Source organism: Rhizobium sp. CB3060 (assembly GCF_025200735.1).
Lineage (GTDB): Bacteria > Pseudomonadota > Alphaproteobacteria > Rhizobiales > Rhizobiaceae > Rhizobium.
On record NZ_CP104159.1, the window covers coordinates 953,199 to 977,224 of the forward strand.

At 60.5% G+C, this 24,026-nt stretch carries 19 protein-coding genes; 13 read left to right on the forward strand and 6 right to left on the reverse strand.

Annotation, left to right across the window (positions count from 1 at the left end):
• Positions 1-2: 2 nt before the first annotated feature.
• A complete protein-coding gene (locus N2601_RS23750) occupies positions 3-956 on the reverse strand; it encodes an NAD-dependent epimerase/dehydratase family protein (RefSeq protein WP_260305103.1) in 954 nt (317 codons plus the stop codon).
• A 130-nt stretch (positions 957-1,086) separates the two neighbouring features.
• Positions 1,087-1,848 (reverse strand): GntR family transcriptional regulator, encoded by a 762-nt coding sequence (locus tag N2601_RS23755; RefSeq protein WP_260305104.1) that lies wholly within the window; start codon positions 1,846-1,848, stop codon positions 1,087-1,089.
• 183 nt (positions 1,849-2,031) lie between these two features.
• On the opposite strand from N2601_RS23755, the gene N2601_RS23760 reads away from it, so the two are divergent.
• The 5 genes from N2601_RS23760 to N2601_RS23780 all read left to right on the forward strand — a co-directional run bounded on the left by N2601_RS23760 (position 2,032) and on the right by N2601_RS23780 (position 6,945).
• The gene (locus tag N2601_RS23760; RefSeq protein ID WP_260305105.1) at positions 2,032-3,018 is read left to right on the forward strand and encodes an ABC transporter substrate-binding protein; all 987 of its coding nucleotides are present in this window, start codon (positions 2,032-2,034) and stop codon (positions 3,016-3,018) included.
• Between the two features lie 88 nt (positions 3,019-3,106).
• Positions 3,107-3,886, forward strand: a complete 780-nt coding sequence (locus N2601_RS23765; RefSeq protein WP_260305106.1) for an ABC transporter ATP-binding protein — start codon at positions 3,107-3,109, stop codon at positions 3,884-3,886.
• Between the two features lie 4 nt (positions 3,887-3,890).
• The gene (locus N2601_RS23770) at positions 3,891-4,814 is read left to right on the forward strand and encodes an ABC transporter permease (RefSeq protein WP_260305107.1); all 924 of its coding nucleotides are present in this window, start codon (positions 3,891-3,893) and stop codon (positions 4,812-4,814) included.
• Positions 4,815-4,830: 16 nt separating this feature from the next.
• The gene (kynU, locus tag N2601_RS23775; protein WP_260305108.1) at positions 4,831-6,078 is read left to right on the forward strand and encodes a kynureninase; all 1,248 of its coding nucleotides are present in this window, start codon (positions 4,831-4,833) and stop codon (positions 6,076-6,078) included.
• Between the two features lie 36 nt (positions 6,079-6,114).
• Complete coding sequence (locus tag N2601_RS23780; RefSeq protein WP_260305110.1) at positions 6,115-6,945, forward strand: alpha/beta hydrolase; 831 nt, start codon at positions 6,115-6,117, stop codon at positions 6,943-6,945.
• A 105-nt stretch (positions 6,946-7,050) separates the two neighbouring features.
• On the opposite strand, the gene N2601_RS23785 is transcribed toward N2601_RS23780, so the two are convergent.
• Positions 7,051-7,476 (reverse strand): VOC family protein, encoded by a 426-nt coding sequence (locus N2601_RS23785; RefSeq protein WP_104826788.1) that lies wholly within the window; start codon positions 7,474-7,476, stop codon positions 7,051-7,053.
• Positions 7,477-7,579: 103 nt separating this feature from the next.
• Between N2601_RS23785 and N2601_RS23790 the strand changes: the two genes are divergently transcribed.
• Complete coding sequence (locus N2601_RS23790; protein ID WP_260305111.1) at positions 7,580-8,008, forward strand: hypothetical protein; 429 nt, start codon at positions 7,580-7,582, stop codon at positions 8,006-8,008.
• A gap of 30 nt (positions 8,009-8,038) precedes the next feature.
• On the opposite strand, the gene uxuA is transcribed toward N2601_RS23790, so the two are convergent.
• Complete coding sequence (uxuA, locus tag N2601_RS23795; RefSeq protein ID WP_260305112.1) at positions 8,039-9,241, reverse strand: mannonate dehydratase; 1,203 nt, start codon at positions 9,239-9,241, stop codon at positions 8,039-8,041.
• A gap of 115 nt (positions 9,242-9,356) precedes the next feature.
• Here uxuA and N2601_RS23800 point away from each other — a divergent pair, with 115 nt between their 5' ends.
• The 3 genes from N2601_RS23800 (at position 9,357) to N2601_RS23810 (ending at position 15,973) form a co-directional block, all read left to right on the forward strand.
• Complete coding sequence (locus N2601_RS23800; RefSeq protein WP_260305113.1) at positions 9,357-10,070, forward strand: FadR/GntR family transcriptional regulator; 714 nt, start codon at positions 9,357-9,359, stop codon at positions 10,068-10,070.
• Between the two features lie 30 nt (positions 10,071-10,100).
• Positions 10,101-12,572, forward strand: coding sequence for a glycoside hydrolase family 2 protein (locus N2601_RS23805; RefSeq protein ID WP_260305114.1), 2,472 nt, complete (start codon positions 10,101-10,103; stop codon positions 12,570-12,572).
• Between the two features lie 140 nt (positions 12,573-12,712).
• Entirely contained in the window at positions 12,713-15,973 is a 3,261-nt protein-coding gene (locus tag N2601_RS23810; protein ID WP_260305115.1) for a GH36-type glycosyl hydrolase domain-containing protein, read from the forward strand.
• Positions 15,974-16,056: 83 nt separating this feature from the next.
• On the opposite strand, the gene N2601_RS23815 is transcribed toward N2601_RS23810, so the two are convergent.
• Together N2601_RS23815 and N2601_RS23820 are read right to left on the reverse strand one after the other, a co-directional pair.
• Positions 16,057-16,434: a hypothetical protein gene (locus N2601_RS23815; protein ID WP_260305116.1), complete on the reverse strand. Its 378-nt coding sequence runs from the start codon at positions 16,432-16,434 to the stop codon at positions 16,057-16,059.
• A gap of 230 nt (positions 16,435-16,664) precedes the next feature.
• Positions 16,665-17,858 (reverse strand): MFS transporter, encoded by a 1,194-nt coding sequence (locus tag N2601_RS23820; protein ID WP_260305117.1) that lies wholly within the window; start codon positions 17,856-17,858, stop codon positions 16,665-16,667.
• 143 nt (positions 17,859-18,001) lie between these two features.
• Here N2601_RS23820 and N2601_RS23825 point away from each other — a divergent pair, with 143 nt between their 5' ends.
• The 4 genes from N2601_RS23825 to N2601_RS23840 all read left to right on the forward strand — a co-directional run bounded on the left by N2601_RS23825 (position 18,002) and on the right by N2601_RS23840 (position 23,836).
• The gene (locus N2601_RS23825) at positions 18,002-18,898 is read left to right on the forward strand and encodes a LysR family transcriptional regulator (RefSeq protein ID WP_260305118.1); all 897 of its coding nucleotides are present in this window, start codon (positions 18,002-18,004) and stop codon (positions 18,896-18,898) included.
• Between the two features lie 36 nt (positions 18,899-18,934).
• The gene (locus N2601_RS23830; RefSeq protein ID WP_260305119.1) at positions 18,935-19,594 is read left to right on the forward strand and encodes a DUF2161 domain-containing phosphodiesterase; all 660 of its coding nucleotides are present in this window, start codon (positions 18,935-18,937) and stop codon (positions 19,592-19,594) included.
• Positions 19,595-19,871: 277 nt separating this feature from the next.
• Positions 19,872-21,377, forward strand: a complete 1,506-nt coding sequence (locus N2601_RS23835; protein ID WP_260305120.1) for a DegQ family serine endoprotease — start codon at positions 19,872-19,874, stop codon at positions 21,375-21,377.
• A 287-nt stretch (positions 21,378-21,664) separates the two neighbouring features.
• Positions 21,665-23,836: a putative bifunctional diguanylate cyclase/phosphodiesterase gene (locus N2601_RS23840; protein WP_260305121.1), complete on the forward strand. Its 2,172-nt coding sequence runs from the start codon at positions 21,665-21,667 to the stop codon at positions 23,834-23,836.
• The last annotated feature ends 190 nt before the right edge of the window (positions 23,837-24,026 follow it).

The window sequence follows — 24,026 nt, forward strand, 5'->3', positions numbered from 1 at the left end:
CGTCACCCGATCCGTCTCTTCTCCATCAGCCAAGCCACGGATTCCTGCACGGCCTGCAGCGAGGTATAGCGCGGCGCGTAGCCGAGAAGCCGCTCAGCCTTTGCGATCGAGCAATTCGGGCTGCGGGCGATATGCTCCCACGTCGCCTCGGTATCCTCCGGCGTCTGGCCTTCCGCCCATTTTTCGTAGGGAAGAAATTCCAGTTTCGGCTCGTGGCCGAACCAGCGCGACATCGCCTCGGCATAGCCCCGAAGCGTCAGTGCGCCGCTCGACACGGCATGGAAACTCTCGCCGGTCGAAGCGCGCCAATTGGCAATTGCGCCCATGAACATTTGAGCGACATCGTCGGCATGGACATGATGGACCGTTTCCAGACCGAAATTCGGCAGCACGAGCGTTTCACCCCGCGCTAAGGTCGAAAATGCCGCGAGGTTGAAATGGCCAGCCGGATTGAGCGGCGCCCAGCCGGGGCCGACAATATGGCCCGGATGGATCAGCGTCGCCGGGAAACTCTCGATCCGCGCCTTCGTTAGCAAATAGCTCTCAATCGCGGCCTTCTGCGTTCCGTATTCGCCGAACGGTCGCTTCGGCGTTTCCTCGAGCGTCGGCACGACGGTGGAAAAACCGTGCGTCCAGATCGTGCCCGTATGCAGAAAATGGCTGACATGACCCGAGAGAGCCTCGGTCAAATGCTTCGCACTGTCCAACGTGAAGCAGATCATATCGATGACGATATCGGGTTTCAGAGCGCGGATCGCCGGCCCGAAACTGCCGTCCTTTTCCATCGCGGCGCGATCCATCGTCAATTGCTCAACGGCATCCCACGCCCGGTTCGGCGAATAGGGTTTTGCCTGGCCCCGGCTCACCGCCACCACCTCATGCCCGGCCTCCACCAGCCGCGGCACGAGATAAGTGCCGACATGGCCGGTTGCTCCTATGACCACTGTACGCGTCATGATGTCCTCCCAAGGATATTTTCAAAATCGGATGATGCCGGAACCGGAATGAAGAGAATGATCGCCTAAAGAATAGGAGCATGCACCGTCTTGTCATCCCCAAACAGAGGAGGACACGGCTTTGTTACGATTAGACATTCCTGCGCAACTTTGATGGCGCGCGCTCGTCATCCTCATCTTCGGACTTGATATAGACCTGCAGCGTATAGCCGATATGCTCGGTCATTAGCGCTCGAGCGCGCTCGATATCGCGATCGAGGGCCGCTTCCATCAACTCCGTATGCCGCTCGATCGCCATTGCCTCCCGCAGGGCGGCGACCGCCTTTTCATAACCGCTCTGCAGACCAGCGGCGGCGCGCTGCGTCGGCGCCAGACCGAGAAAACGATGATGACGGCGGAGCTGGTCGGAAATCGTGCTTTGAAAGCGCAGGAGCCAGCTCGATGTCGCAGCGCTTAAGAGAGCGGCATGAAATGCTGTATGCTTTTCATCCCATTCATCCGCCATTTCCTCAGAAGCGGCGTCGGGTACGATCTTGCAGCGAGAGAGGCGGTAGTGGGCCGTGACCACAGCGGATTCCCAGGCCGGACCACCCTTCTCGATCGATTCCAGCAGCAACGGCAGCTCGACAACCATCCGCGCGCGCATCAGATCTTCCAGCTCCGTGCGGGAAACCGGCGCGACAGCAAAACCGCGATTGCTGATGGCCGTCACCAGCTTTTCGGCTTCCAGCCGGGACAAGGCTTCGCGCAGCGGAGTCCAGCCGACGCCATAGGTATCCCGCAAAGTGCTGAGCTTCAACGATGCGCCGGGCCGCAGCTTCGTGTTGAGAATATCCCGGCGCAGGAGCCAATAGGCCGCTTCCGTCTTCGTCAGAGGTTCCTTGTCCTGCATAGCGTCGATCCCGATACCTGAAGCCGCAAATTATATATAAATTTGGTTTTCAGTAAAATTATATATCAAAGGTGCTTATGGTGCATATCATATATCGTAAATTGACAGCAGCACCGCAACCGGTATGATCTCAACAACAAAGTTGAGAGAGCGAGGCTCTCTTATAAAATCCGGGAGGAAATCATGAGGAAGTCCACATCCAGATGGTTGTCGGGGCTGGTCGTCGCCGGCGCGGTCATGGCGAGCGTTGCGTCGGCAGCCGCCGAGCCGATCAAGATCGCGATCGCCAATTTCGGCGAACATCCGCAGCTCAACGCTTCGATCGCCGGCTTCAAAAAGGCGCTGGCCGAGAACGGCTTTGTCGAAGGCAAGGATGTCGTCTATACCGAGAGCAACACTAGCTTCGACGCTTCGCTGGTGCCGCAGATGATCGCCAAGTTGCAGTCGGATCATCCGAAGCTGATGTACACCATCACGACGCCTGTCTCGCAGATCGCCAAGAAGGCGCTCGCCGGCTCCGGTATCCCGATCGTATTCTCGGCCGTGACCGATCCGGTCGCCGCCAAGCTGGTTCCTTCCTGGGATGCCGGCGATGAGGGCATTACCGGCGCAAGCGACCTGCAGGACATCGCCGCCATCTTGACCTTCACCAAGAAGCTGCTTCCGAACGCCAAGCGCATCGGCGTGCCTTACAATCCGGGCGAGGCTAACGACGCTGCCCTGATCGAAAAGGTTAAGGCAGCCGCTCCGGCCGCAGGCTTCGAACTGGTCCCGGTGGGCGTCGACAATGTCAACGACATCCAGCAGCGCATCGCCTCGCTCGCCGGCAAGGCAGACGTGATTTACACGCCCGCCTCCAACCTCTTGCAGCCGGCAATCACCGCCGTTGCTGCAGCCGCCCGCCAGGCACAGATCCCGATCGTCAATTCCGACGACGCCGCTGTTCGCAGCGGTGTCGTGCCGGCAAGCTTCGCCGTCAACTACGAGCAGGTCGGTGAAAATGCCGGCAGGATCGCTGCAAAGATCCTCAAGGGTGGCGATCCCAAGACTATCGCGCCGTCCCGTCCTGCCTATGAGGACCATGCTCCGTTGATCAACAAGACCGTTTTGAAGGCCTTTGGCGCCGACGTTCCGACCTCGCTTGCCGATTGCAATTGCTTCACGAAGTAATAGGCGGCATCTTCGTAGGATCCATCTGATCCATGGCGGCGCTGAAAGCGCCGCCATTTCATAACCCTACAGTACAGGGGAGGCACGGATGCTGGACATCAAATCCGCGCGCAAGGTTTTCTACAGAGGCCAGCCCGACGAAAAGATCGCGCTCAACGGCCTGACGCTCTCCCTCAAGACCGGCGAATTCGGCGTCGTCATTGGCTCGAACGGCGCCGGCAAGAGCAGCATGCTGAATGCGATTTCCGGTGCCCTCAGCCTCGATTCCGGCCAGATTCTCATCAATGGCAACGACGTCACGAGCATGCCGGTCCACAAGCGTGCGGCGCGGCTCGCCCGCGTCTTCCAGGACCCGATGAAGGGCACCGCCGCCAGCATGACCGTCGGCGAGAACATGCTTCTGGCGGAGCTGCGCGGGAAGAGCCGGGGATTTCGGCCTGGCCTGAATGCCACACGTCTTGCCGCCTATAAGGAACGCCTCGCCGTTCTCGGTCTCGGCCTTGAGAACCGGCTGGATACCAAGGTGGAACTGCTTTCCGGCGGCCAGCGTCAGTCGCTGTCCCTCATCATGGCAGTGGGCGGTTCGCCCGACGTACTGCTGCTCGACGAACACACCGCCGCCCTCGATCCGCGCACGGCCGACATTGTCATGCAGGCAACGGTGCGAACCGTCGAAACGTTAAAGCTTACGACCCTGATGGTGACGCACAATATGCAGCACGCCGTCGACTTCGGCGACAGCGTTATCATGCTCGACGCCGGCAAAGTTCATCTCGAAATCATCGGTGAAGCGAAGAAGCGGATCACCGTTCCCGAATTGATCGGCCACTTCGCCGTCAAGTCCGACCGCATGCTGCTGGTGAGCTGATATCATGGATTTCATTCAGACAACGGTTTCGAGCTTCGTCTCGCTCATCCCGGTCACGCTGGCGCAGAGCTTCATCCTGAGCTTCGTCGTGCTGGGGATCATGATCCCCTTCCGCATGCTGAGCTTTCCGGATCTGACTAGCGAAGGCGCCTTTCCGCTCGGCGGCTGCGTCTGTGGCATTCTGCTCGCCGCCGGCGTCGCACCGCCGCTGGCGATCATTGCGGCTTTTGTCGTCGGCCTTGCTGCGGGTTGCTGCACGGCCTTCATCCATCTGCGCTTCCGCATCCACACGCTGCTCGCCGGCATCCTGATGTCGACCATGCTCTACAGCATCAATCTCGGCATCATGGGCAAGTCGAACCTCTCGGTCTTCGGCCAGCCGACCGTATTCGATTGGGTGCCCCTGACCCAACCAGGCTTTCCGGCAAGCAAGATCGTCATTGCCGGCCTCATCGCCTTGATCGTGCTCATCGCGCTGAACCTCTATTTCAAGACGGAGAAAGGCACCGCCATGCGCGCTGTCGGCTCCAATCCGGATATGGCCGAAGCGCAAGGCATCAATGTCTGGGCCGCGACGATCGGCGGCGTCGGCCTCGCCAGCGCCTTTTCTGCCTCCAGCGGCGCCTTGATGGTGCAATCGCAGGGCTTTGCCGACGTCAATATGGGCATCGGCATCCTGATCAACGGCTTGGCGGCCCTAATGATCGGCGAGGCCTTCACCGGCAAGCAGACGGTATTGCGGCAGCTATTGGCACCCTTCGTCGGCTCGATCATCTATTACCAGCTCGTCTCGCTCTGCCTCGCTGCCGGCATGCCGCCGCCGAACCTGAAGCTCGCTACCGGCCTGTTCGTCCTACTGATGCTGGCCCTGCCAAGCATCAAGCGCAGCCGCGGCGGCGCGCCCGCCCGGGAAACCATTCGCGAATAAAGTGAGACCCGACACTATGACTAGCCTTCCCGATCTCGCCGCTGTCGAGGCCATGGATGCGGCCGATTCGCTGCGGTCCTTCCGCGGCCGCTTCGCCTTGCCTGAGGGCGTCATCTATCTCGACGGCAATTCGCTCGGTGCCGCCTCGCATGATGTTTTCGCCGAATTGCAGCAGGCGGCAAAGGAGGAGTGGGGCAACGGCCTCATCCGTAGCTGGAACAGCGCCGGCTGGTTCCACCTGCCGCTTGAGCTCGGCGACCGCATCGGACGTCTGATCGGCGCGGCGCGGGGGCAGACCGTGGTTACGGACTCGACCTCGATCAACATCTATAAAGCCCTGCATGCCGCACTTGCCATGCGGCCAGGCCGCAGCGTTATCGTCGCGGAAGGCGACAGCTTTCCGACCGATCTCTATATGGCCGAAGGCGTTGCCTCGACGCGCCCAGGCGTTACCCTTCGCCTCGAAGGCCGGGATGCGGACAATATCGAGGACCTCATCGACGATCAGGTCGCGGTCGTGCTCATCAATCACGTCAACTACAAGAGCGCCGAGCTGCGCGATATGGCGGCGCTGACGCGCCGGATCCACGAGGCCGGTGCGCTGGTGATCTGGGATCTCTGCCACAGCGCAGGTGCATTGCCGGTCGATCTTGACGGCGCCAACGCCGATTTCGCTGTCGGCTGCACCTATAAATACCTGAACGGCGGCCCCGGCTCGCCGGCCTTTATCTATGCAGCCCATCGACACCACGACGCCATCACACAGCCGCTCAGCGGCTGGTGGGGACATGCGCGGCCTTTTGCTTTCGAGCGGAGTTTTGCCGGTGGCGAAGGCATCAAGCGTTTCCTCTGCGGCACCCAGCCAATTCTGTCGCTGCGAGCGCTGAAGGGCGTGCTCGGCGTCTGGGATGAGGTCGACATGGGCGCGCTTCGCAGGAAGAGCATTGCGCTGACGGACCTCTTCATACAGTTGGTCGAGGCGAAATGCGGCCAATATGGCGTTGTCCTGGAAACCACGCGCGATAGCGAAAGACGCGGCAGCCAGGTCTCCTTCACCCACAGCAACAGCTATGAAGTGATGCAGGCCCTGATTGAACGCGGCGTAATCGGCGATTTCCGCGCGCCCGCAACCCTGCGGTTCGGCTTCACGCCGCTTTATGTTGGCTACCGCGACGTCTGGCAGGCGGCGGAAGTGCTGGAGGATATTCTGAGCAGCGAATCGTGGAGGGACGCGCGTTTTGCCGTGCGGTCGACTGTGACCTGACGGGAATTGGCGCTCGCGAAGCGGGGGGACATGGTGATGAGCTATTTCAGGATTACCGACTGGGAAAGTGCCTACACCAGCGACGCCTATGTGGTCGGCGGCGACCGCTGGCCGGCCGCCTGGGTGGAGCCGGCGCAAACCTTCCGCGATAGCCTGGCCACGACTGGTCGCGCCAAACTCGATCTCGCCTATGGGTCTGGCGAGCGCAATCGCTTCGACCTCTTTCTGCCTGCCGGGACACCGAGGGGATTGGTGGTCTTTATCCATGGCGGCTATTGGCTGGAACTCGATAAGAGCTATTGGTCGCATCTCGCTGCTGGCCCCATCGCCAATGGCTACGCCGTCGCCATTCCCTCCTATACGCTTTGTCCCGGGATCCACCTTTCCGGCATCGCCAAGGAGGTTGCGGCCGCGATCGGCAAAGCCGCCGACATGGTCGACGGCCCTCTGATGCTGACAGGACATTCGGCCGGCGGCCAGCTCGCAACTCGCATCGTCACAACGACATCACCATTACCGGCATCCATCCAGGCCCGCATCCGCCATGTGGTCTCCATCTCCGGAGTGCATGACCTGCGACCGATCATGAAGAGGGCTATGAATGAATATCTGCGCATCGATGCCGCTGAAGCCGCGGCCGAAAGCCCGGCGCTGCTGGAGCCCGCAGACAATGTCCGCCTCACCTGTTGGGTCGGCGGCGCGGAGCGTGCCGAATTCATCCGCCAGAATGCCCTGCTTGCCAATATCTGGACCGGCCTCGGAGCGGCAACGGCCGCTGTCATCGAGCCGGATCGCAATCATTTCACGATATTGGATGGCCTGACTGATCCCATGCATCCCCTGACACGGACCCTGCTCTCTGAATAATAGACAAGGCTTCATCCTGAAAGCCGCGTCTGGTTCAACATTGCAACGACATTCGACGAATGGGACCGGGCTCGAACTCTTCGAACCCGGTCCTTTCTGCAAAGTTTATTTCTTGACGGGCGCGTTCATGGCCCAGACGATGCCGAAGGGATCGCGAAGCTGGCCCCAGCGGTCGCCCCAGAACATCACCTCGATTGGCATGAGGACCTCGGCGCCGGCATCGACGGCGCGTTTCCACCAGGCATCGATGTCGTAGACAAGCAGTTGCAGGGTAAAGGCCTGCGGCTTTTGCAGCGCGTGACCATGTTCGGGATAAGCGTCGCAGAGCATCAACGAACTGCCGTTGATATAGAGATGGATATGCATCGTCCGGCCCTGCTCGTCAGCCGGATACATGAAGACCTGTTCGGCGCCGAAGGCGCGCTTGTAGAATTCGGCGGCCTTCATGGCGCCATCCACCGTCAAATAGGCCACCAGGCCGCCAAGCACCGGCACCTTGGGCTGCTGCGATTGTTCTGTTGCATCGGTCATGATCGACTCCTCGGAACGGATTTTGCTAGTGCCCATTGGACGGGCTGTCCCAAGGACGAGCTTCGATCCGATTTTCCGACACGCGCGGTGAAGGTTTTTCGATATGATCATTTCGTGGCAAAGAACCTTGCATCCCATGAACGGCGAGAGACACATGACCCGATGGCAAACACTGTTTCTGTCCTTAGGGCTGTTTGCCGGGGTGGCTCCAACTTGCTTGGCGTCCAGCCTCGCCTATCGCGGCATAGAAGACGACAGGACAAGCGACCTAAAACACGGTCTTTTCGAGATAAGGGAAGAGGCGAGGCAATTCATCGCCAGGGAAAACATGGCTGACGGCACCCGTTGGGAGGCGCTTGACCCAAATCTGAAGATTCAGGTGCCGAGATGCGCTGTGCCGCTGACGGTGAAATGGGTTCCCAAAACATATGGCCTGTCCGCGCCGAATGTTGCGGTGACCTGCAGCAGGACGATCGACGGCAGTTGGGAAGGACATTGGAATGTCTTTGTTCCCGTCAGATTAAAGCGATGAAGGCTGCATCGGCTTGCCGAGCAGGAATCTCTAAAAGCTTTTCCAATAGCGTGAGTAGTCATCGATCTTGCCAATGGCGTGGATGACGCCGTGCAGCTCGGCCAGGCCCTTAAGTCGCCCGATCAGCGAATAGCCGGGATTGGTCGGCTTATCGACATCGTCGCCGATCAGGTGGCCGTGGTCGGGGCGCATCGGAATCATGTGGTCGGCTCGGCCATCGGTGCGGCGGCGAGCCTCCTCTGCCAGAAGTACGCGCAGGATCGCATACATGTCACTGCGCCCTTCCAGATGCGCGGCTTCGACAAAGGAACCATCCGGCTCGATCGCCACATCGCGCAAATGGGCAAAATTGATGCGCGACGCAAATTCGCGGGCGATGGCAAGCACGTCATTGTCGGCGCGCGAACCAAGGGAGCCGACGCAAAGTGTGAGGCCGTTGGCGGGATGATCGACGCAGCCAATGATGCGACGCAGATCTTCCGCCGTCGAAACCACTCGCGGCAAGCCAAAGAGCGAAATCGGAGGATCGTCGGGATGGATGGCGAGCCGTGCTCCAACTTCGGCGGCGACCGGCACAACCTCGTGCAGAAAATTGTCGAGGTTCGTCTGCAGATCCTCCGTCGTCAGCCCGTCAAAGGATTCGATGGCAGTACGGATCGCCTCACGCCCGTAGCTATCCTCCCCACCTGGAAGACCGGCGATGATATTGCTCTCCAGTCGACGAACCGCCTCTTCCGAGAGCCCCTTCAGCCGCTCCTCGGCACGCTGCAAAAGCTCCGGCGCATAGTTTGCTTGGGCACCTTTCCGGCGCAGAACGAAGACATCATAGGCAACGAATTCCACCATGTCGAAACGAAGGGCAAGCGCCCTCGTCGGCATCTCGAAGCGCAGGTTCGTGCGCGTCCAATCGACCACCGGCATGAAGTTGTAGCAGATCGTCTTGATGCCGGATCGGGCGAGATTGACCAGCGTGTCCTTCCAGACGTCGATCGCCTGGGCAGCGCCGGCACCGCCGAGCTTGATGGCGCTTGGGACCGGGATCGATTCGCAGACGCTCCAGCGCATGCCGGCTGCTTCCACCAGGGCCTTGCGAGCCCCGATCTCCTCCGGTGTCCAGGTGCGGGCATGGGAGATATCGTGCAGTGCCGTGACAATGCCCGTTGCGCCGGCTTGACGTGCGTGAATGAGTGGAACGAGATCCTTCGGCCCGAACCAGCGCCAACAGCTCTCCATGCGATGCCTCCCTTATTTGTTGGTCAACATATCGCTACATCGGCGAAAGTCCACTGCCACATGCGCTTGACATCCATTATTGACCAACAATATCCTTTTGATAGTTGGAGGATGCATGGCAATGGAAACCGCGGAGATCGAGGGGAAGGGATCGGCGGTGGACCAGGTGGTCGACGAGATCCGGCGGCTGATGCGCGAGCGCAATCTCGGGCTCGGCGACGCCCTGCCCTCGGAGATCGAGCTGGCGGCTATGTTCAACAGCAGCCGCAACACCGTGCGCGAAGCAATCCGCATCCTGAAGGCGTATGGCATCGTCGAAAGCAGGCAAAAGGTCGGCGCCGTCATCACCGACCGCCGCCAGCAGGCGTTGATGGAATTGTTCTCCTTCGCGATCGACATATCGGCCGAAAGCTTCCTGGACATTCAGGGTTTTCGCCGGCTGATCGAGGTCAATCTCTCCGATCTTCTGTTCCAGAATATCGACGACACCAGCATTGCGCGGCTGAAGGCAATCAACGACGCCATGAAGCTGGCGCCGGAACTGTCGGAGGCTGCGGAATTCGACTTCAAGTTCCATGCCGAACTCGTCAGCCTTGCCAACAATCGCACACTGTCACAGGTCTATGGCATTCTACAGCCACTGTTGCAGCGGCTGATGGAAGCCGGCAAGCGCTCCCGGGTCGCCGTCGAAAGTGCCTATAACGAACATTGCGACATCATCGTCGCGCTCCAACAGCGTGACCGAATCGCCTATGCCTATCATATGAACCGTCATCTTCACGCCGGGTTGCAGTTCATCCAGCCTCCCCAAGAACCGCGACAGATTTGACACAATCCATTTCCTGACGGACAGATAATCATGAAGAAACTGCCACTCGACACCGGCTGGACCCTTTCTCGCGTAGGCGCACCTTCGACCGCCCCGTCGCTCCCGGCGACGATTCCGGCTGCCGTGCCTGGCAATGTGCATCTTGATCTGCTGTCGGCCCGGCTCATCACCGACCCATATCTGGATGTCAACGAGATCTCCCAGGACTGGATCGGCCGCTCGGCCTGGCGTTACCGGATGGCTTTCGACTGGGATGACGAAGAGGCGGATCGGGTCGATCTGTCCTGCCTCGGGCTTGATACGGCGGCACGCGTGGAACTGAACGGCATATTGCTCGGGGAAACCTGCAATATGCATCGCAGCTATCGTTTCGACATTCGCGGGCAGCTCAAGGAGGGCCGGAACGAGTTGATCGTCGATTTCGATTCCGCCTATGCCCATGGCGAAGCGGTCCGCAGAGCGCTCGGTTCGGCCGCCGATATCCCGGCCAACTATCCCGGACCCGGTAACCTCATCCGCAAGATGGCCTGCAATTTCGGCTGGGACTGGGGTCCGAGCGTCGTCACAGCAGGCATATGGAAGCCAGTCGCCATTGAGAGCTGGTCGAAGGCGCGTCTCGCCATTGTCCGCCCGGAAATTACCTTGCAGGGCGGTGACGGTATGGCGCGCCTGCGTATCGAGGTCGAATGGGCGGACGAAGGCACGGACAGCGCGGCTCTGGTGATGTCGATCGGCGGCAAACGAACCGAAGTCCGAATTGCGCAGGGCGAGACGCATGCTCTGGCGGAATGCCGTGTCGACAATCCGGAAATCTGGTGGCCGCATGGGCTCGGCGGCCAGCCGCTCTACGACCTCGACCTCCAGCTTCTGGGCTCAGACGGAGCGATGCTGGATCGCTGGCAGCGCCGCGTTGCCTTTCGCTCCGTGCGCCTCGACACCGCGCCCGATGAGATCGGTTCTGCCTTTACCCTCGTCGTCAACGACGTGCCGGTCTTCGCCCGTGGCGCTAATTGGATTCCGGAGGATTGCTTCCTGCCGCGCGTGACGCGGGAACGCTATCGCGAGCGGATCGCCCAGGCACGCGATGCCAATATGAACATCCTCCGCGTCTGGGGCGGCGGCATTTACGAGACCGATATCTTCTATGAAGAGTGCGACGCCGCCGGCATCATGGTCTGGCAGGATTTCCTCTTCGCCTGCGCCGCCTATCCGGAGGAGGAGCCGGTCTATGGCGAGATCGAAGCGGAAGCGCGTGAGGCGATCACCCGGCTGATGCCACACCCCTCGCTGGTGCTCTGGAATGGCAACAACGAAAACATCTGGGGGTATTTCGACTGGGGCTGGCAGGATGTGCTCGCCAATCGCCCCTGGGGCGCCGGCTATTATCTTGACCTGTTACCGAAACTGGTCGCTGAGATCGATCCGACCCGACCCTACTGGCCCGGAAGCCCCTATTCCGGCTCGATGGATATTGCGCCGAATGCCGACGAGCATGGCTGCAAGCACATCTGGGGCGTCTGGAACGAGGTCGGATACGAGACCTACCGCAACTATATTCCGCGTTTCTGTTCCGAATTCGGCTGGCAGGCGCCCTCGACCTACGCCACACTTACCGAATCCGTGCGAGAGAAAAGTCGAGCGCCCGCCTCCCCCGGTGTCCTGCATCACCAGAAGGCAACCGGCGGCAATGACAAACTGATCAAGGGATTGGAAGGCTGGTTTCCCGCTCCGGAGAATTTCGACGACTGGCTTTTCGTCACGCAACTGAACCAGGCGCGCGCCATCAGCGTCGGGGTCGACCATATGCGTTCGCATCGCCCCATCTGCATGGGCACGATCGTCTGGCAGCTCAACGATTGCTGGCCGGTGACCTCCTGGGCAGCGGTCGATGGCGCAGGCCGGAAGAAGCCGCTCTGGTACGCCCTACGCAACAGCTATGCGCCGCATCTCCTGACGATCCAGCCGCGCGGCGACGGTCTTGCCGCCATCGCCGTTAACGATGCGACACTGTTCTGGCGCGTGCCCTTCACCATCGAGCGCTTCGATTTCAACGGCACGCTGCTCGCTCGCCACTCCGTCTGGCGTATCCTTTGCGACCGCTTCGAAAATGCCGAGATCTCCATCCCCAAGGATGTGGCGACGCCGGGCAACCCTGAGCGCGAATTCCTGCGCGCCCGCCTCGGCGATGCCGAAGCCTGGTGGTTCTTCGAGAAAGATATGAAGCTGCAATATCCGCAGCCTCGTTTCGACCTTGAGGCCGAGCCGATCGCCGACGGCGTCGCCGTCACGGTCACGGCGCAATCCTTCCTGCGCGATCTCTGCCTGTTTGCCGACCGCATCAGCCCGAATGCCGAGGTCGACGATATGCTGGTCAATCTGATGCCGGGCGAGAGCAAAACCTTCCGCATCAAGGGGCTGTCGAAAGATGCGTGGGAGGACGCCGATCTTTCCGCTATCGTGCGTACAGCCAATCAGGTTGCAGGCGCAGCGCACCCCCGGTGAGGCAGAACTCTGCCGGCCTACAGGCCGAAACGGCTCTGGCGAAACATTGCGATCGCAAACGGTAAATTGCCTTCTATGATCGTGCGACGGCTTGTGATCTAGTGCGTTCACCCGACCCATGAATCAGCGAGGCACCGGTTATGTCCTTGGAATCCAATCGTAGCTTTCAGACGCCACGGCGCGAAGAACTCGGTCTTTCCACGCTCGCCAATAGTGCCGGCCTGTCTGTATCTGCGCTGCCGAACGGCACGCTGTTTGCCATCGACTTTGCCGACCAGCAGGGCAGCGTTATGATCAACCAGGTGCTGGGATCGCCTGTTTACGGCGGTATCGGGCGCCTCTATCTGCGCATCGGCGGCTCGCGGCCTGAAGTCGCCGAAATTGTCGGCCCGAAGGCCGCGGTGCGCTTCGGCCATGATGAGGTGGGCTTTTGCTGGAGCGGCGAGACCTCCGGTGTCAAGCATACGGTCCGGCTGCAGCTCCATCCCGGCGATAGCGCCTGGTTCTGGCGGGTTTCGCTTGAAAATACGACCGGTGCGGCGCTTTCAGCCGATCTCGTGCTGATCCAGGATGTCGGCCTCGGCGATCGCGGTTTCCTGATGAACAGCGAGGCCTATGCGTCGCAGTATGTCGACCATCATATTGCCGAGCATTCCGCCTTTGGGCGGGTGGTGATGAACCGGCAAAATCTGAAGCAGGGCGGCGGGCGCAATCCTTGGCTGGCACAGGGCTGCCTCGATGGGGCGGCGGCCTATGCCACGGATGCGATCCAGTTGGCGGTGCCGGCCCCAGGCGGCGATGCACAGATGGTGCCGCGCTTTGGTGAAAGCCTGCCGAGCACGCGCCGGCAGCACGAAGTCGCGTGTCCGGCGATCCAATCGAAACCTCTCGCGCTCGCACCAAAGACGATCGCAACCGCAACCTTCTTCGGCTTGTTCGCCGCCGATCACCCCGCAGCCTCCAGCGATGCCGATCTTGCAAGGCTTGACGCCCTACCGCAGGCGCTGAACGAACTCGCGACGAGCGATATTGCCGGCGATGCCCCGGCTCGCAGCCTGGTGCAGGACGCGCCGCTATTCGTGACCGAGCCTTTGGACGAAGCGACGATCGAGCGGCTCTATCCCAAGCGGATGCTGGAAGAGCGCATTGACGGCCAGCTCTATTCCTTCTTCGTGCCGGATGGCTCGCTTAATCGCCACATCGTACTGCGTGAGAAAGAGCGCGTTGTTGCACGCCGTCATGGCGCCATCGTCCGCAGCGGCCAGAATATGCTGTTGGACGACCAGACGCTGGCCGCAACCTGTTGGATGCAGGGCATCTTTGCCGCGCAGTTGACGATCGGCAATACGTCCTTCCACAAGCTCTTCTCGGTCTCCCGCGATCCCTACAATCTGACGCGAGCGAGCGGGCTGCGCATGCTCGTGGACCTCGGCGAAGGCTGGCGCCTGCTTGGCGTTCCCGCGGCCTTCGACATGGGATTGAGCGATGTTCGTTGGATCTACCGCCTTGCCGGCCGCACCATCACGGTGACGGCAATCGCTTGTGGCGATGATCCGTCCATGCAGTGGACCGTAGCGGTCGACGGCGGAGCCTGCCGCTTCCTGGTCTTCGGCCATATCGTGCTCGGGGAACGTGACTACGAAGCCGTCGCAAACATCGAGATCGACACTGCTGCCAAGCAGATATCGTTCCGGCCCCAGCCGTCCTGGCTTTGGGATCGCTATCCGCATGCGGCCTACCATCTCGTCACCTCGACGCCGGGTGCCTTCGAGGCAATCGGCGGCGATGAGCTTCTCTACAGCGACGGCACGCCTCGCAACGGCCCTTTCATCGCGCTCAAGTCGCATCAGACCCAAGGCTTCAGCTTTGCAGTCACCGGATCGATGACCGACACGGCGGCGGGCGAACGTCTTGCCGCGCGCTACAAGGCCGGTGTCAGCAGCGAAGACATGCTTGCTCCCGCGCAACGCTTCTGGAGCCATGTGACGCGCGGCGCGCGCATCGAAGGAGAAGGGCGCGACGTCACGGCGCAGGCTGTGATGCTGCCTTGGCTGGCGCATGACGCGATCGTGCATCTGAGCGTGCCGCATGGCCTCGAACAATATACCGGCGCGGCCTGGGGAACGCGTGACGCCTGCCAGGGACCAGTGGAATTCCTGCTCGCTTATGAACATGATGCCGAAGTAAAGCAGATTCTGAGCACCGTCTTTTCCGAGCAGTATCGCGACCGGGGCGACTGGCCGCAATGGTTCATGTTGGAGCCCTATGCCAACATCCGCGCTGGCGAGAGCCATGGTGATATCGTCGTCTGGCCGCTGAAGGCGCTGTGCGACTATATCGAGACGACGGGCGATCTCGCCTTCCTAGCCGAAACCGTGCCGTGGCGGGCCGACGACACCATGCAACGGACCGAAGAGACGGCGACGATTTCCGCGCATGTCGATAAGCTGCTCGACACCGTACGCAGCCGCTTCGTACCCGGCACAAGCCTCATCCGCTATGGCGAAGGCGATTGGAACGACAGCCTGCAGCCGGCCGATCCGCATTTGCGCGATTGGATGGTCAGCAGTTGGACCGTCTCGTTGCTTTACGAGCAACTGGTGCGCTACGCTGCGATCCTGACGCTTGCCAGCCGGGACGACGAGGCGCAGACGCTTAAGGAAACCGCCGCCGCCATGCGCGACGATTTCAACCGCCTCCTGATGCGCGACGGTGTCGTCGCCGGCTACGGCGTCTTCGATCCGAGCCATGATGGCGTCGAACTGCTGCTGCATCCGCAGGATACGCGCACCGGCCTGCATTATTCGCTGATCGCGATGACGCAGCCGATGCTGGGCGGCCTCTTCACGCCGGAACAGCGGCATGCGCATATGAAGCTGATCAGTGACAATCTGCTTTTCCCGGATGGTGTGAGACTGATGGAAAAGCCGGCGACCTATGCCGGCGGACCGGAGACATTGTTCCGCCGCGCCGAATCCTCGTCTTTCTTCGGGCGCGAGATCGGGCTGATGTATGTGCATGCGCATCTGCGCTATTGCGAGGCGCTGGCGCTGGACAACGATGCTGACGGTGTCTGGAACGCGTTGGCACTCGCCAATCCGATCGCGGTCAGCGGCCGGCTCGACCATGCCTCGCTGCGCCAGCGCAACACCTATTTCAGCAGCAGCGACGCCGCATTCCACGATCGCTATCACGCCTCTGATGATTGGGATCGCGTCAAGGCGGGCGATATCGCTGTCGATGGCGGCTGGCGCATCTATTCGAGCGGTCCCGGGCTTTTTACGAAAAGCCTGATCAACAACGTCTTCGGCTTCAAACGGCAGTTCGGCGAACGCATCCACAAACCGCTATTGCCGGCGTCGGTTGCCGTTTCCAAGATCGAACTGGATTTTGAAGCGTAATCGCGAAGGGAGCCGCTTGTTGCGGCTCCCTTTGAATTTTGCGGCTGAGGGTATGAGGTCATATGCAGTGGCCTCACGGGCCTTCAATAGCAGTTATCGTGCACCACGCCCATGATTTCCCCTCCTCGAGACACGCTCACGAGGAGGTTGTCGTCGCCACGCGTCGCCTCAACCAGATAACGCACCCCGACATCCTTTACGTTCCTGACGCGATAACCGCGCCGTTCCAAGAGGCGTATGACGTCATCCGGTCCGAAATTGCCGCGACGCTCTCCCCATCTATTGGCTGCATCGTGATGTCGGTTCCAGGCGTGAAGAAAATCGGACTCCGTTTGGTCCCGGTCAGAGTCGTAGCCGTCCGACGACTGATCCTCGTGAATGACAACCTGAGCAATAGCGGGGCTGACGAGGCCCATCGTAATTGCGGCCGTCACACCCAAGGCGATGAAGGTAACCCTCATTGGCATTTCCTCTGTCGTTTCTTTCCAATAGGGGAGCGATGTAGGCTCCCGGCACCGGTCCCTTCAGCTTTGATATGCAGGCCTCTTGTGCCGAGGCGCTTGGAGTTGGCTGGGCAGCAGACGTGGCCTTTCGGCTCGTCCGTCGCACCCAACTCACCCATTATGCTCACGCGCATTTTGCGTTGTGTTCTTATTTGTTACGAAATTTAACGACCGCGATGACGTAGCAATCAGGCGGCGCAGGAGACAGGCTGCGCTACGGAAGCGGAGCGACGATCAAGTGCGCCGCTCCAGAGGGTAAGAACGAGGGCAGCGGTGACCAGGATCGCTCCGATCCAAGGGGTAGAGCCGAGGCCGAGCGCGGATTCCACCACCAGGCCGCCGATCCAGGCGCCGGCGGCAATGCCGAGGTTGAAGGCGGCAATGTTCAGCGCCGAAGCGACATCGACCGCGGCCGGGCGCACCTGGCGGGCAAGCTGAACGACATAGAGCTGCAGGCCCGGCACATTGGCAAACGACAGGAAGCCGAGAGCGGCCAGCGTCGGAATTGCCAGCCAAGGCGAAACGGCCGTGAAACTGAACAGCACGAGCACGATCGCCTGAGCGATGAAAAGGCCCGTCAGCGCCTTGACGGGATTGCCGTTTGCAAGACGCCCGCCGACAACATTGCCGACGGCAATGGCAACGCCATAAAGCACCAGAATCAGGCTGACAGCGGAGGCCGCAAAGCCGGTCACTTCCTGCAGGATCGAGGCCAGGAAGGTGAAGGCGACGAAGGTGCCGCCATAGCCCAGCGCTGTCATGGCGAAGACGATCAGCAGCCGGCCGCTTGCCAGCACGCGGACCTGCTCGCCGATCCCGGCCGGCGGCGCCTTCTTCAGGTTTGACGGCAACAGTAGCGCAATGCCCGCAAAGGCGATGACGCCAAGAGCCGCGACGGCAGCGAAGGTGGCGCGCCAGCCGAAGGTCTGGCCGATGAAGGTGCCGAGCGGCACGCCGGTAACGATCGCCACCGTCAGCCCCATGAACATCATGGCGATTGCCGAGGCACGCCGGTTTTCCGGCACCAGATCGGCCGCGATGGTCGATCCGACGGAGAAGAAGACGCCATGGGCGAAGGCAGAAAGCACGCGGGCGACAAGCAATGGCTCGTAGCCGGGGCTTAGGGCTGCCATGCTGTTGCCGGCGACGAAGAGCGCCATCACGCCGAGCAGCAGCGGCTTGCGCTCGATACGACCGGTGAGTGCCGTCAGGATCGGCGCGCCGAAGGTAACGCCAAGCGCATAGACGCTGACGATGAGACCGGCGAGCGGCAGGGTGATGTGAAGATCACCCGCAACCGTCGGCAGCAGACCGACGATAACGAATTCGGTGGTGCCGATCGCATAGGCCGCGATCGTCAAGGCAAAAAGAGCTAATGGCATGAGATGGCCCGATCGAAAGGCATCCGGAAATATCCGGCTGCACTGGTTCTTGTTCGATGAGAATATGGTCTCAGGACATTCGATCGATAATTGGCTATATCAACTCAACACTTGTGAATTCAATTCAAAGCTTGAGTGGAGTGATGGATAATCGCGCTGGTGAAATGGACGTCTTCGTGCAGGTGGCCGAGCTTCGCAGTTTCTCGGCAGCGGGGCGGAAATTGCGCTTGTCACCTTCTGCCGTCAGCAAGCTCGTTACACGCCTTGAGGACCGGCTTGGCACACGCCTTCTCGTGCGCACCACGCGTTCGCTGCAGTTGACGCCGGAGGGAGAGGTCTATCTCGAGCGCGCTCAACGCATCCTCGCCGAAATAGCGGAGACGGAGCGCATGGTGACAGCAGGAGGCGCTACGGTCCCGCGCGGACCTCTGCGCGTCAGCGCCTCCGTTGCCATTGGCGTGCGCTGCATCGTGCCACTCATTCCGGATTTCCTGGCACTCTACCCGGAAATAGAACTGGATATTTCGCTCAGCGACAGCATCATCGATATCGTCGGCGAACGGGCCGATGTCGCCATTCGTGTCGGGCCATTGCGCGACAGTTCGCTGAAAGCCCGCAAGCTGCTGGAAAGACGACGCGTCATCGTTGCTTCACCGGCTTATGTCGCAAGACACGGCATGCCGGCGACACCGAACGATCTCGATCACCACAATTGCCTGACCTTCAACTTCCGCCCGACCGCCGAAGGCTGGCCCTTTCGCGATCCGGCGACCGGATCAGAGTTCGTGAAGCCGGTCTACGGCAATCTGCAGGCCAATAATGGGCCGACGGTGCGCAGCCTCTGTCTCGCCGGTCTTGGCCTTGCCCGAGTCGGATATTTTCATGTGCAGCCCGATATCGAAACCGGCGCACTGGTGCCGGTACTGGAGGATTTCAATGCGGGAGATATCGAGCTGATCCATGCCGTCTATGCCGGCCATGATTATCTTGCCGCACGCATCCGCGCCTTTATCGACTTTTTGGCATCGCGAATCACGTAAAACAGCGATGACCATCAGATAAGCAGAGGGCAGGACTTGGAGACGACGCTTTATCTTCCGATCAAGAATTTCCTGGAAGCCGCCGGCTACGCGGTAAAGGGCGAAATCGGCAGTTGCGATCTTGTCGGCCTAAGTAGCGATGAACCGCCCGTCGTCGTCATCTGCGAATTGAAGCTAACCTTCAATTTGGAACTCGTGCTGCAGGCGGTTGATCGTGCGTCAGTAAGCGATGAAGTGTGGATTGCCGCCCGCGTCTCGGCGAAGGGCAAGGGACGAGAGAGCGACCGCCGTTTTCGCGATCTCTGCCGCCGCCTCGGTTTCGGCATGCTGGCCGTTGCCGACAACGGCACCGTCGACGTCATCGTCAGCCCGGTCGCCCCGATGCCGCGCAAGAATATCCGCCGGCGATCACGTCTTGTTGAGGAACATAAGCGGCGCAAGGGCGATCCCGCTCTTGGCGGCAGCACGCGCGCGCCGATCATGACCGCTTACCGTCAGCAGGCGCTTGCCTGTGCGATGGCGATCCAGAATGGACAGCAGCGTCCCAGAGATATTCGCGCCAGCGCCCCAGAAGCCGCCAAAATACTGCAGCACAATGTCTATGGTTGGTTCGAGCGCGTCGATCGCGGCATTTACGCCCTGACCGAACTCGGTTCGGAAGCATTGAAGCGCTGGCCGCAGGCGGATGGCGCTTAAACAATAAAGGTGAAGAAATTCGGGCATTGCAACATTAAATTCCAGTAATGTCTTACAAAATTGCAATATAAACATGATCAATATTTAATTTGTAAAATTCATCAGGCGGATCATATAAATCTCCAGCGCCAATTCTTCCTTCTACTGCAAATTCCGCAGTAAACGCGGATGATAGAGATTCCTTCGAAAGAATAGAAACGGCACTCCGTTCGACGCCTGGTCCCTGACATGGACCCAAGACGCCATATCGCCAACGATCTCGTAAGGGACATCTGCCATGTCAAATCTACTTCGCAAGCATCGCGCCGCTGCCATCGTCGGAGCGGCCATCATAGTCGGCGCAGGGGCCTTGCCCTTCGCCTTCAGCACCCCCGCTGCCGTTGCCGCGACCGCCGAACCTGGCGGCATCATCGCGCCTGGCGGCTCTTTCGCGCCGATCGTCGACGCCGACAAGCCGGCAGTCGTCACCGTTACCACTACGATGAAGGTCACCGATACCAGCGCGGATGCCGGCGACTCCCCGATGGACGAGCAATTCCGCCAGTTCTTCGAGAACCAGGGCATCCCCTTCCCGCAGCAGGAGGCGCCGCAGCATCGTCCGGCGCAGCGCGCCATGGCACTCGGTTCCGGCTTCATCATCAGCCCGGACGGGGTCATCGTCACCAACAACCACGTCATTCAGAATGCCACGGATATCAAGGTGACGCTCGATGACGGCACCGAACTGCCGGCCAAGCTCCTTGGCGCTGACGCAAAATCCGATCTGGCTGTCCTGAAGATCAAGGCGCCGAATCCGCTCGCCACCGTGGCCTGGGGCGACTCCGATAAGCTGAAGCTCGGCGACCAGATCCTGGCGATCGGCAATCCCTTCGGCATCGGCACGACCGTCACCGCTGGCATCGTTTCGGCCCGTGGCCGCGACCTGCACAGCGGCCCTTACGACGATTTCATCCAGATCGACGCTCCGATCAATCATGGCAACTCCGGCGGCCCGCTAGTCGACCGGGACGGCAATGTCGTCGGCATCAACACCGCCATCTATTCGCCGAATGGCGGCAGCGTCGGCGTCGGTTTCGCCATTCCCTCGGACGAGGCCAAGGCGATCGTCGCCAAGCTTGAAAAGAACGGCTCGATCGATCACGGTTACCTCGGCGTCGCCATTCAGCCCGTGACGGCCGATGTTGCCGATGCCGTCGGCCTTTCGCAGCCGCAGGGCGCTCTGGTCGCCAGCGTCAATGACGGAACGCCGGCTGCACGTGCCGGCATCAAGACCGGCGATATCGTTACGGCCGTCGGTAGCGAGACCGTCAAGTCGCCCAAGGATTTGTCGCGCCTGGTTGCCGATCTTTCTCCCGGCGACAAGCGCTCGCTCACGGTCTGGCGCGATGGCAAGAGCATGGATGTGAACGTCACCCTCGGCGGCAATGACGACAGCAAGCAGGCTGCCAATGACAGCGGTGACGGGAAAGTCCAACCGTCCAATCAGCCGAGCATCGGCGTCGGCCTCGCCAATCTGACACCGGATCTGCGCGAGCAGCTCAACCTTCCGCACGGTGTCGAAGGTGCCGTCGTCGCCAGCGTCAATCCCGATAAGTCGGCCGCCGTTGCCGGCATCCAGGCGGGCGACATCATCGTCTCGGTCAACGACCAGCCGGTCCACAGTGCCCACGATGCCCAAAACGCAGTTGCACAAGCCGGCAAAGCAGGCCGCAAGTCGGTTCTGCTGCTGATCGAACGCGGCGGCGACAAGACCTTCGTGGCAGTGCCGTTCTCGGCTGCCTAAGCATCTCTCCTGAAAGGTAAAAGCGCCTCGTCTCCATCACTGGAGGCGAGGTGTATCTATTTCCCGCGATTGCGTCCGCTATTCCCACCATAACGGTGCAGCAAGGTGCATAGCCTCGCGCCGGCGCTATCGTGAGCGAGGGGGAATTTTGAACGACAATACTATTGTCAACCAATAGTTTACGATGTCGCCACAGAAGGCTGACATGTCACACTCCCACAATCGGTCTTTCACTGATACATAACGATTTGCTCACACTGTAGCGTGGCGTGGATTGTGAGGGAAACATGCGCAAGGCGGCAGTCGGAGAAGAGGTTGTGGACGCGGTACCGGTGGATACCGAAGAGCCGATCACCCGCGGACGCGCGGCGGAGGAGCTTTCGCAGTCCCAGGAGCCCAGTCTCGCCGAGCGTTACGACTGGCTCGAGGCCATGATCAACCATGTGCCGGACTACATCTATGCAAAGGATCTGGAGGGCCGCTTCCTATTCGCCAACAGGGCCATCGTCTTGAACAATGGACTTGAGCGCGTGGAGGATATGGTCGGGCTGACGGATTACGATATCCATCCTTCGGCGGCAGCCGAGACCATAGCTGCCATCGAGCGACACGTCATGGAGACGGGTGAGCCCGATCTTGGTTTCGAGGAACGCCGTCTGAGAGGCAACGGCTGGCTGATGATGTCGCGCGTTCCGCTGAGGGACAAAACGGGAAAGGTGATCGGCGTCGTTGGGGCCTCGCGGGACATCACGGCCCGTAAACGTGGGGAAAGCCTGATGAAGGCCCAGGCGCAGCTTCTCAAGGCGGTCGCCAAGGGAGTACGCCTAGACCCGTTCCTCAGTGACGTCGCAAACCTGCTCGAAGAGGTCATCCCCGGTACTGCCGCCGCTGTACTCCTGCACAAGGAAGGCGCCCAGGAATTTTATATGGCGGCGGCGTCCCCGTCGGCACGCGCGGCTTCGATTTCGCCGGCAGATATCCTCGACAACCCGGCATCGTGGCGTCGCTTTGCGATCTCGTCGGGTGACGGCGGCCAGCACGGCGCGCTCGCTGTCCAAGTATCCTGCCATGAAGCGAGCCTGTGGGAGTTCCTGACGGGCGTCGCACAAACGATCGGTATCGCGATCGACCGTCACTACGATGCCGAGCGTATCACCTTCCTTGCTGAGCACGATGCCCTGACCGGATTGCCAAACCGTACGCTGCTCGACCGAAAGCTCGATGATATGCTGCGGCGTGCCAACGAAACGTCAAGGAAAGTTGCGGTCGTCTTCCTCGACATAGACAACTTCAAGCTCGTGAACGACAGCCTCGGTCACGCGGCCGGCGACAAGCTGCTCAAGATCGTGGCGAACCGGATCTCCGAGGAGATTGGTCAAGACAATCTGATATCGCGCATCGGCGGCGACGAATTCATTCTGGCGCTCGAGCAGACCGATGAAGATTTCGTCCCGTGGCTGACGCGCATTCGCGAGGCCGTGGCGCGGCCGCTTACCTTGGCCGGAATGGACCTGCAGCTCACATGCAGCATTGGCATGGCCAGCTTTGCCATACATGGCAGGACCGCCAAGGAACTGTTTGCCAACGCAGATATGGCGATGTATCGCGCCAAGGAGAATGGCCGAAACAGTATCCAGGTATTCGATCCGGTACTGGCCGAGAATGCACGGCAGAAACTCGGGCGATCGGAGGAGCTGAGACGCGCGGTCGAACGGGACGAGTTCGTCCTGCATTTCCAGCCGCAAAAGGACATGACCTCCGGCGAGATTATCGGCGTGGAGGCGCTCGTGCGCTGGAACCATCCGACCGACGGGCTCGTCTTCCCAGGAGACTTCATTCCCCTCGCCGAGGAGTCCGGCCTCATCGTTCCGATTGGAGAGGCTGTCCTGCGCAAGGCTTGCGGCCAAGCGAAAGAATGGCAGAAACAGGGGCTGCCGCCCGTGAAGATCGGCGTCAACATGTCTGCCCGGCAGTTCCAGGAACAGGGCATGACCCGTCAGGTGGCCGCAGCCCTCGCCGAGAGTGGCCTTGATCCGCAATGGCTCGAAATCGAGGTCACTGAAAGCCTTCTGATGCGCGACGTGCAGGGGGCGATCATGAAAATGCACGAACTCAACGCCCTGGGCGTCAGTCTCGCCATCGACGATTTCGGTACGGGCTATTCCAGCCTGAGCACGCTGAAACGCTTCCCGTTGTCGCGCCTCAAGATCGACCGGTCCTTTATCGCCGATATTCCCGATGATGCCGACGATATGGCGATCACATCCGCGATCATCTCGCTTGCACGATCGCTGGAACTGGACGTGATCGCGGAAGGCGTGGAGACTAAAGAGCAAGCGCGCTTCCTGTCGGAAGCCGGATGCCATGCCATCCAGGGATACTTGTTCAGCAAGCCTATTCCAGCGGAAGAGGTCACGCGCATAATGCGTGAGCCGGCCCTGAAGTCTTTGTCCAAATAATTTCCTCTAGAGACCGGCAGCTTTCAACAGAAAGAACGTTTCTGCGTCGCGTCATCATAGTTTTTGTCCAAACTCTGCCGCGGTGATGATAGAGAAGAAGCGGGGACGTATACGAACCGTCCTCCGGGAGGCGCTGTGTTCTGCCGGGATCATCGACGGCATAAGAGCTTCAGGACTTTGGACGGGGCTG

Bases quoted from the DNA above. Each gene is read 5' to 3' on its own strand.
- N2601_RS23750 (WP_260305103.1), bottom strand. From the start codon at position 956: ATGACGCGTACAGTGGTCATAGGAGCAACCGGCCATGTCGGCACTTAT.
- N2601_RS23755 (WP_260305104.1), bottom strand. From the start codon at position 1,848: ATGCAGGACAAGGAACCTCTGACGAAGACGGAAGCGGCCTATTGGCTC.
- N2601_RS23760 (WP_260305105.1), top strand. From the start codon at position 2,032: ATGAGGAAGTCCACATCCAGATGGTTGTCGGGGCTGGTCGTCGCCGGC.
- N2601_RS23765 (WP_260305106.1), top strand. From the start codon at position 3,107: ATGCTGGACATCAAATCCGCGCGCAAGGTTTTCTACAGAGGCCAGCCC.
- N2601_RS23770 (WP_260305107.1), top strand. From the start codon at position 3,891: ATGGATTTCATTCAGACAACGGTTTCGAGCTTCGTCTCGCTCATCCCG.
- kynU (WP_260305108.1), top strand. From the start codon at position 4,831: ATGACTAGCCTTCCCGATCTCGCCGCTGTCGAGGCCATGGATGCGGCC.
- N2601_RS23780 (WP_260305110.1), top strand. From the start codon at position 6,115: ATGAGCTATTTCAGGATTACCGACTGGGAAAGTGCCTACACCAGCGAC.
- N2601_RS23785 (WP_104826788.1), bottom strand. From the start codon at position 7,476: ATGACCGATGCAACAGAACAATCGCAGCAGCCCAAGGTGCCGGTGCTT.
- N2601_RS23790 (WP_260305111.1), top strand. From the start codon at position 7,580: ATGATCATTTCGTGGCAAAGAACCTTGCATCCCATGAACGGCGAGAGA.
- uxuA (WP_260305112.1), bottom strand. From the start codon at position 9,241: ATGGAGAGCTGTTGGCGCTGGTTCGGGCCGAAGGATCTCGTTCCACTC.
- N2601_RS23800 (WP_260305113.1), top strand. From the start codon at position 9,357: ATGGCAATGGAAACCGCGGAGATCGAGGGGAAGGGATCGGCGGTGGAC.
- N2601_RS23805 (WP_260305114.1), top strand. From the start codon at position 10,101: ATGAAGAAACTGCCACTCGACACCGGCTGGACCCTTTCTCGCGTAGGC.
- N2601_RS23810 (WP_260305115.1), top strand. From the start codon at position 12,713: ATGTCCTTGGAATCCAATCGTAGCTTTCAGACGCCACGGCGCGAAGAA.
- N2601_RS23815 (WP_260305116.1), bottom strand. From the start codon at position 16,434: ATGAGGGTTACCTTCATCGCCTTGGGTGTGACGGCCGCAATTACGATG.
- N2601_RS23820 (WP_260305117.1), bottom strand. From the start codon at position 17,858: ATGCCATTAGCTCTTTTTGCCTTGACGATCGCGGCCTATGCGATCGGC.
- N2601_RS23825 (WP_260305118.1), top strand. From the start codon at position 18,002: ATGGATAATCGCGCTGGTGAAATGGACGTCTTCGTGCAGGTGGCCGAG.
- N2601_RS23835 (WP_260305120.1), top strand. From the start codon at position 19,872: ATGTCAAATCTACTTCGCAAGCATCGCGCCGCTGCCATCGTCGGAGCG.
- N2601_RS23840 (WP_260305121.1), top strand. From the start codon at position 21,665: ATGCGCAAGGCGGCAGTCGGAGAAGAGGTTGTGGACGCGGTACCGGTG.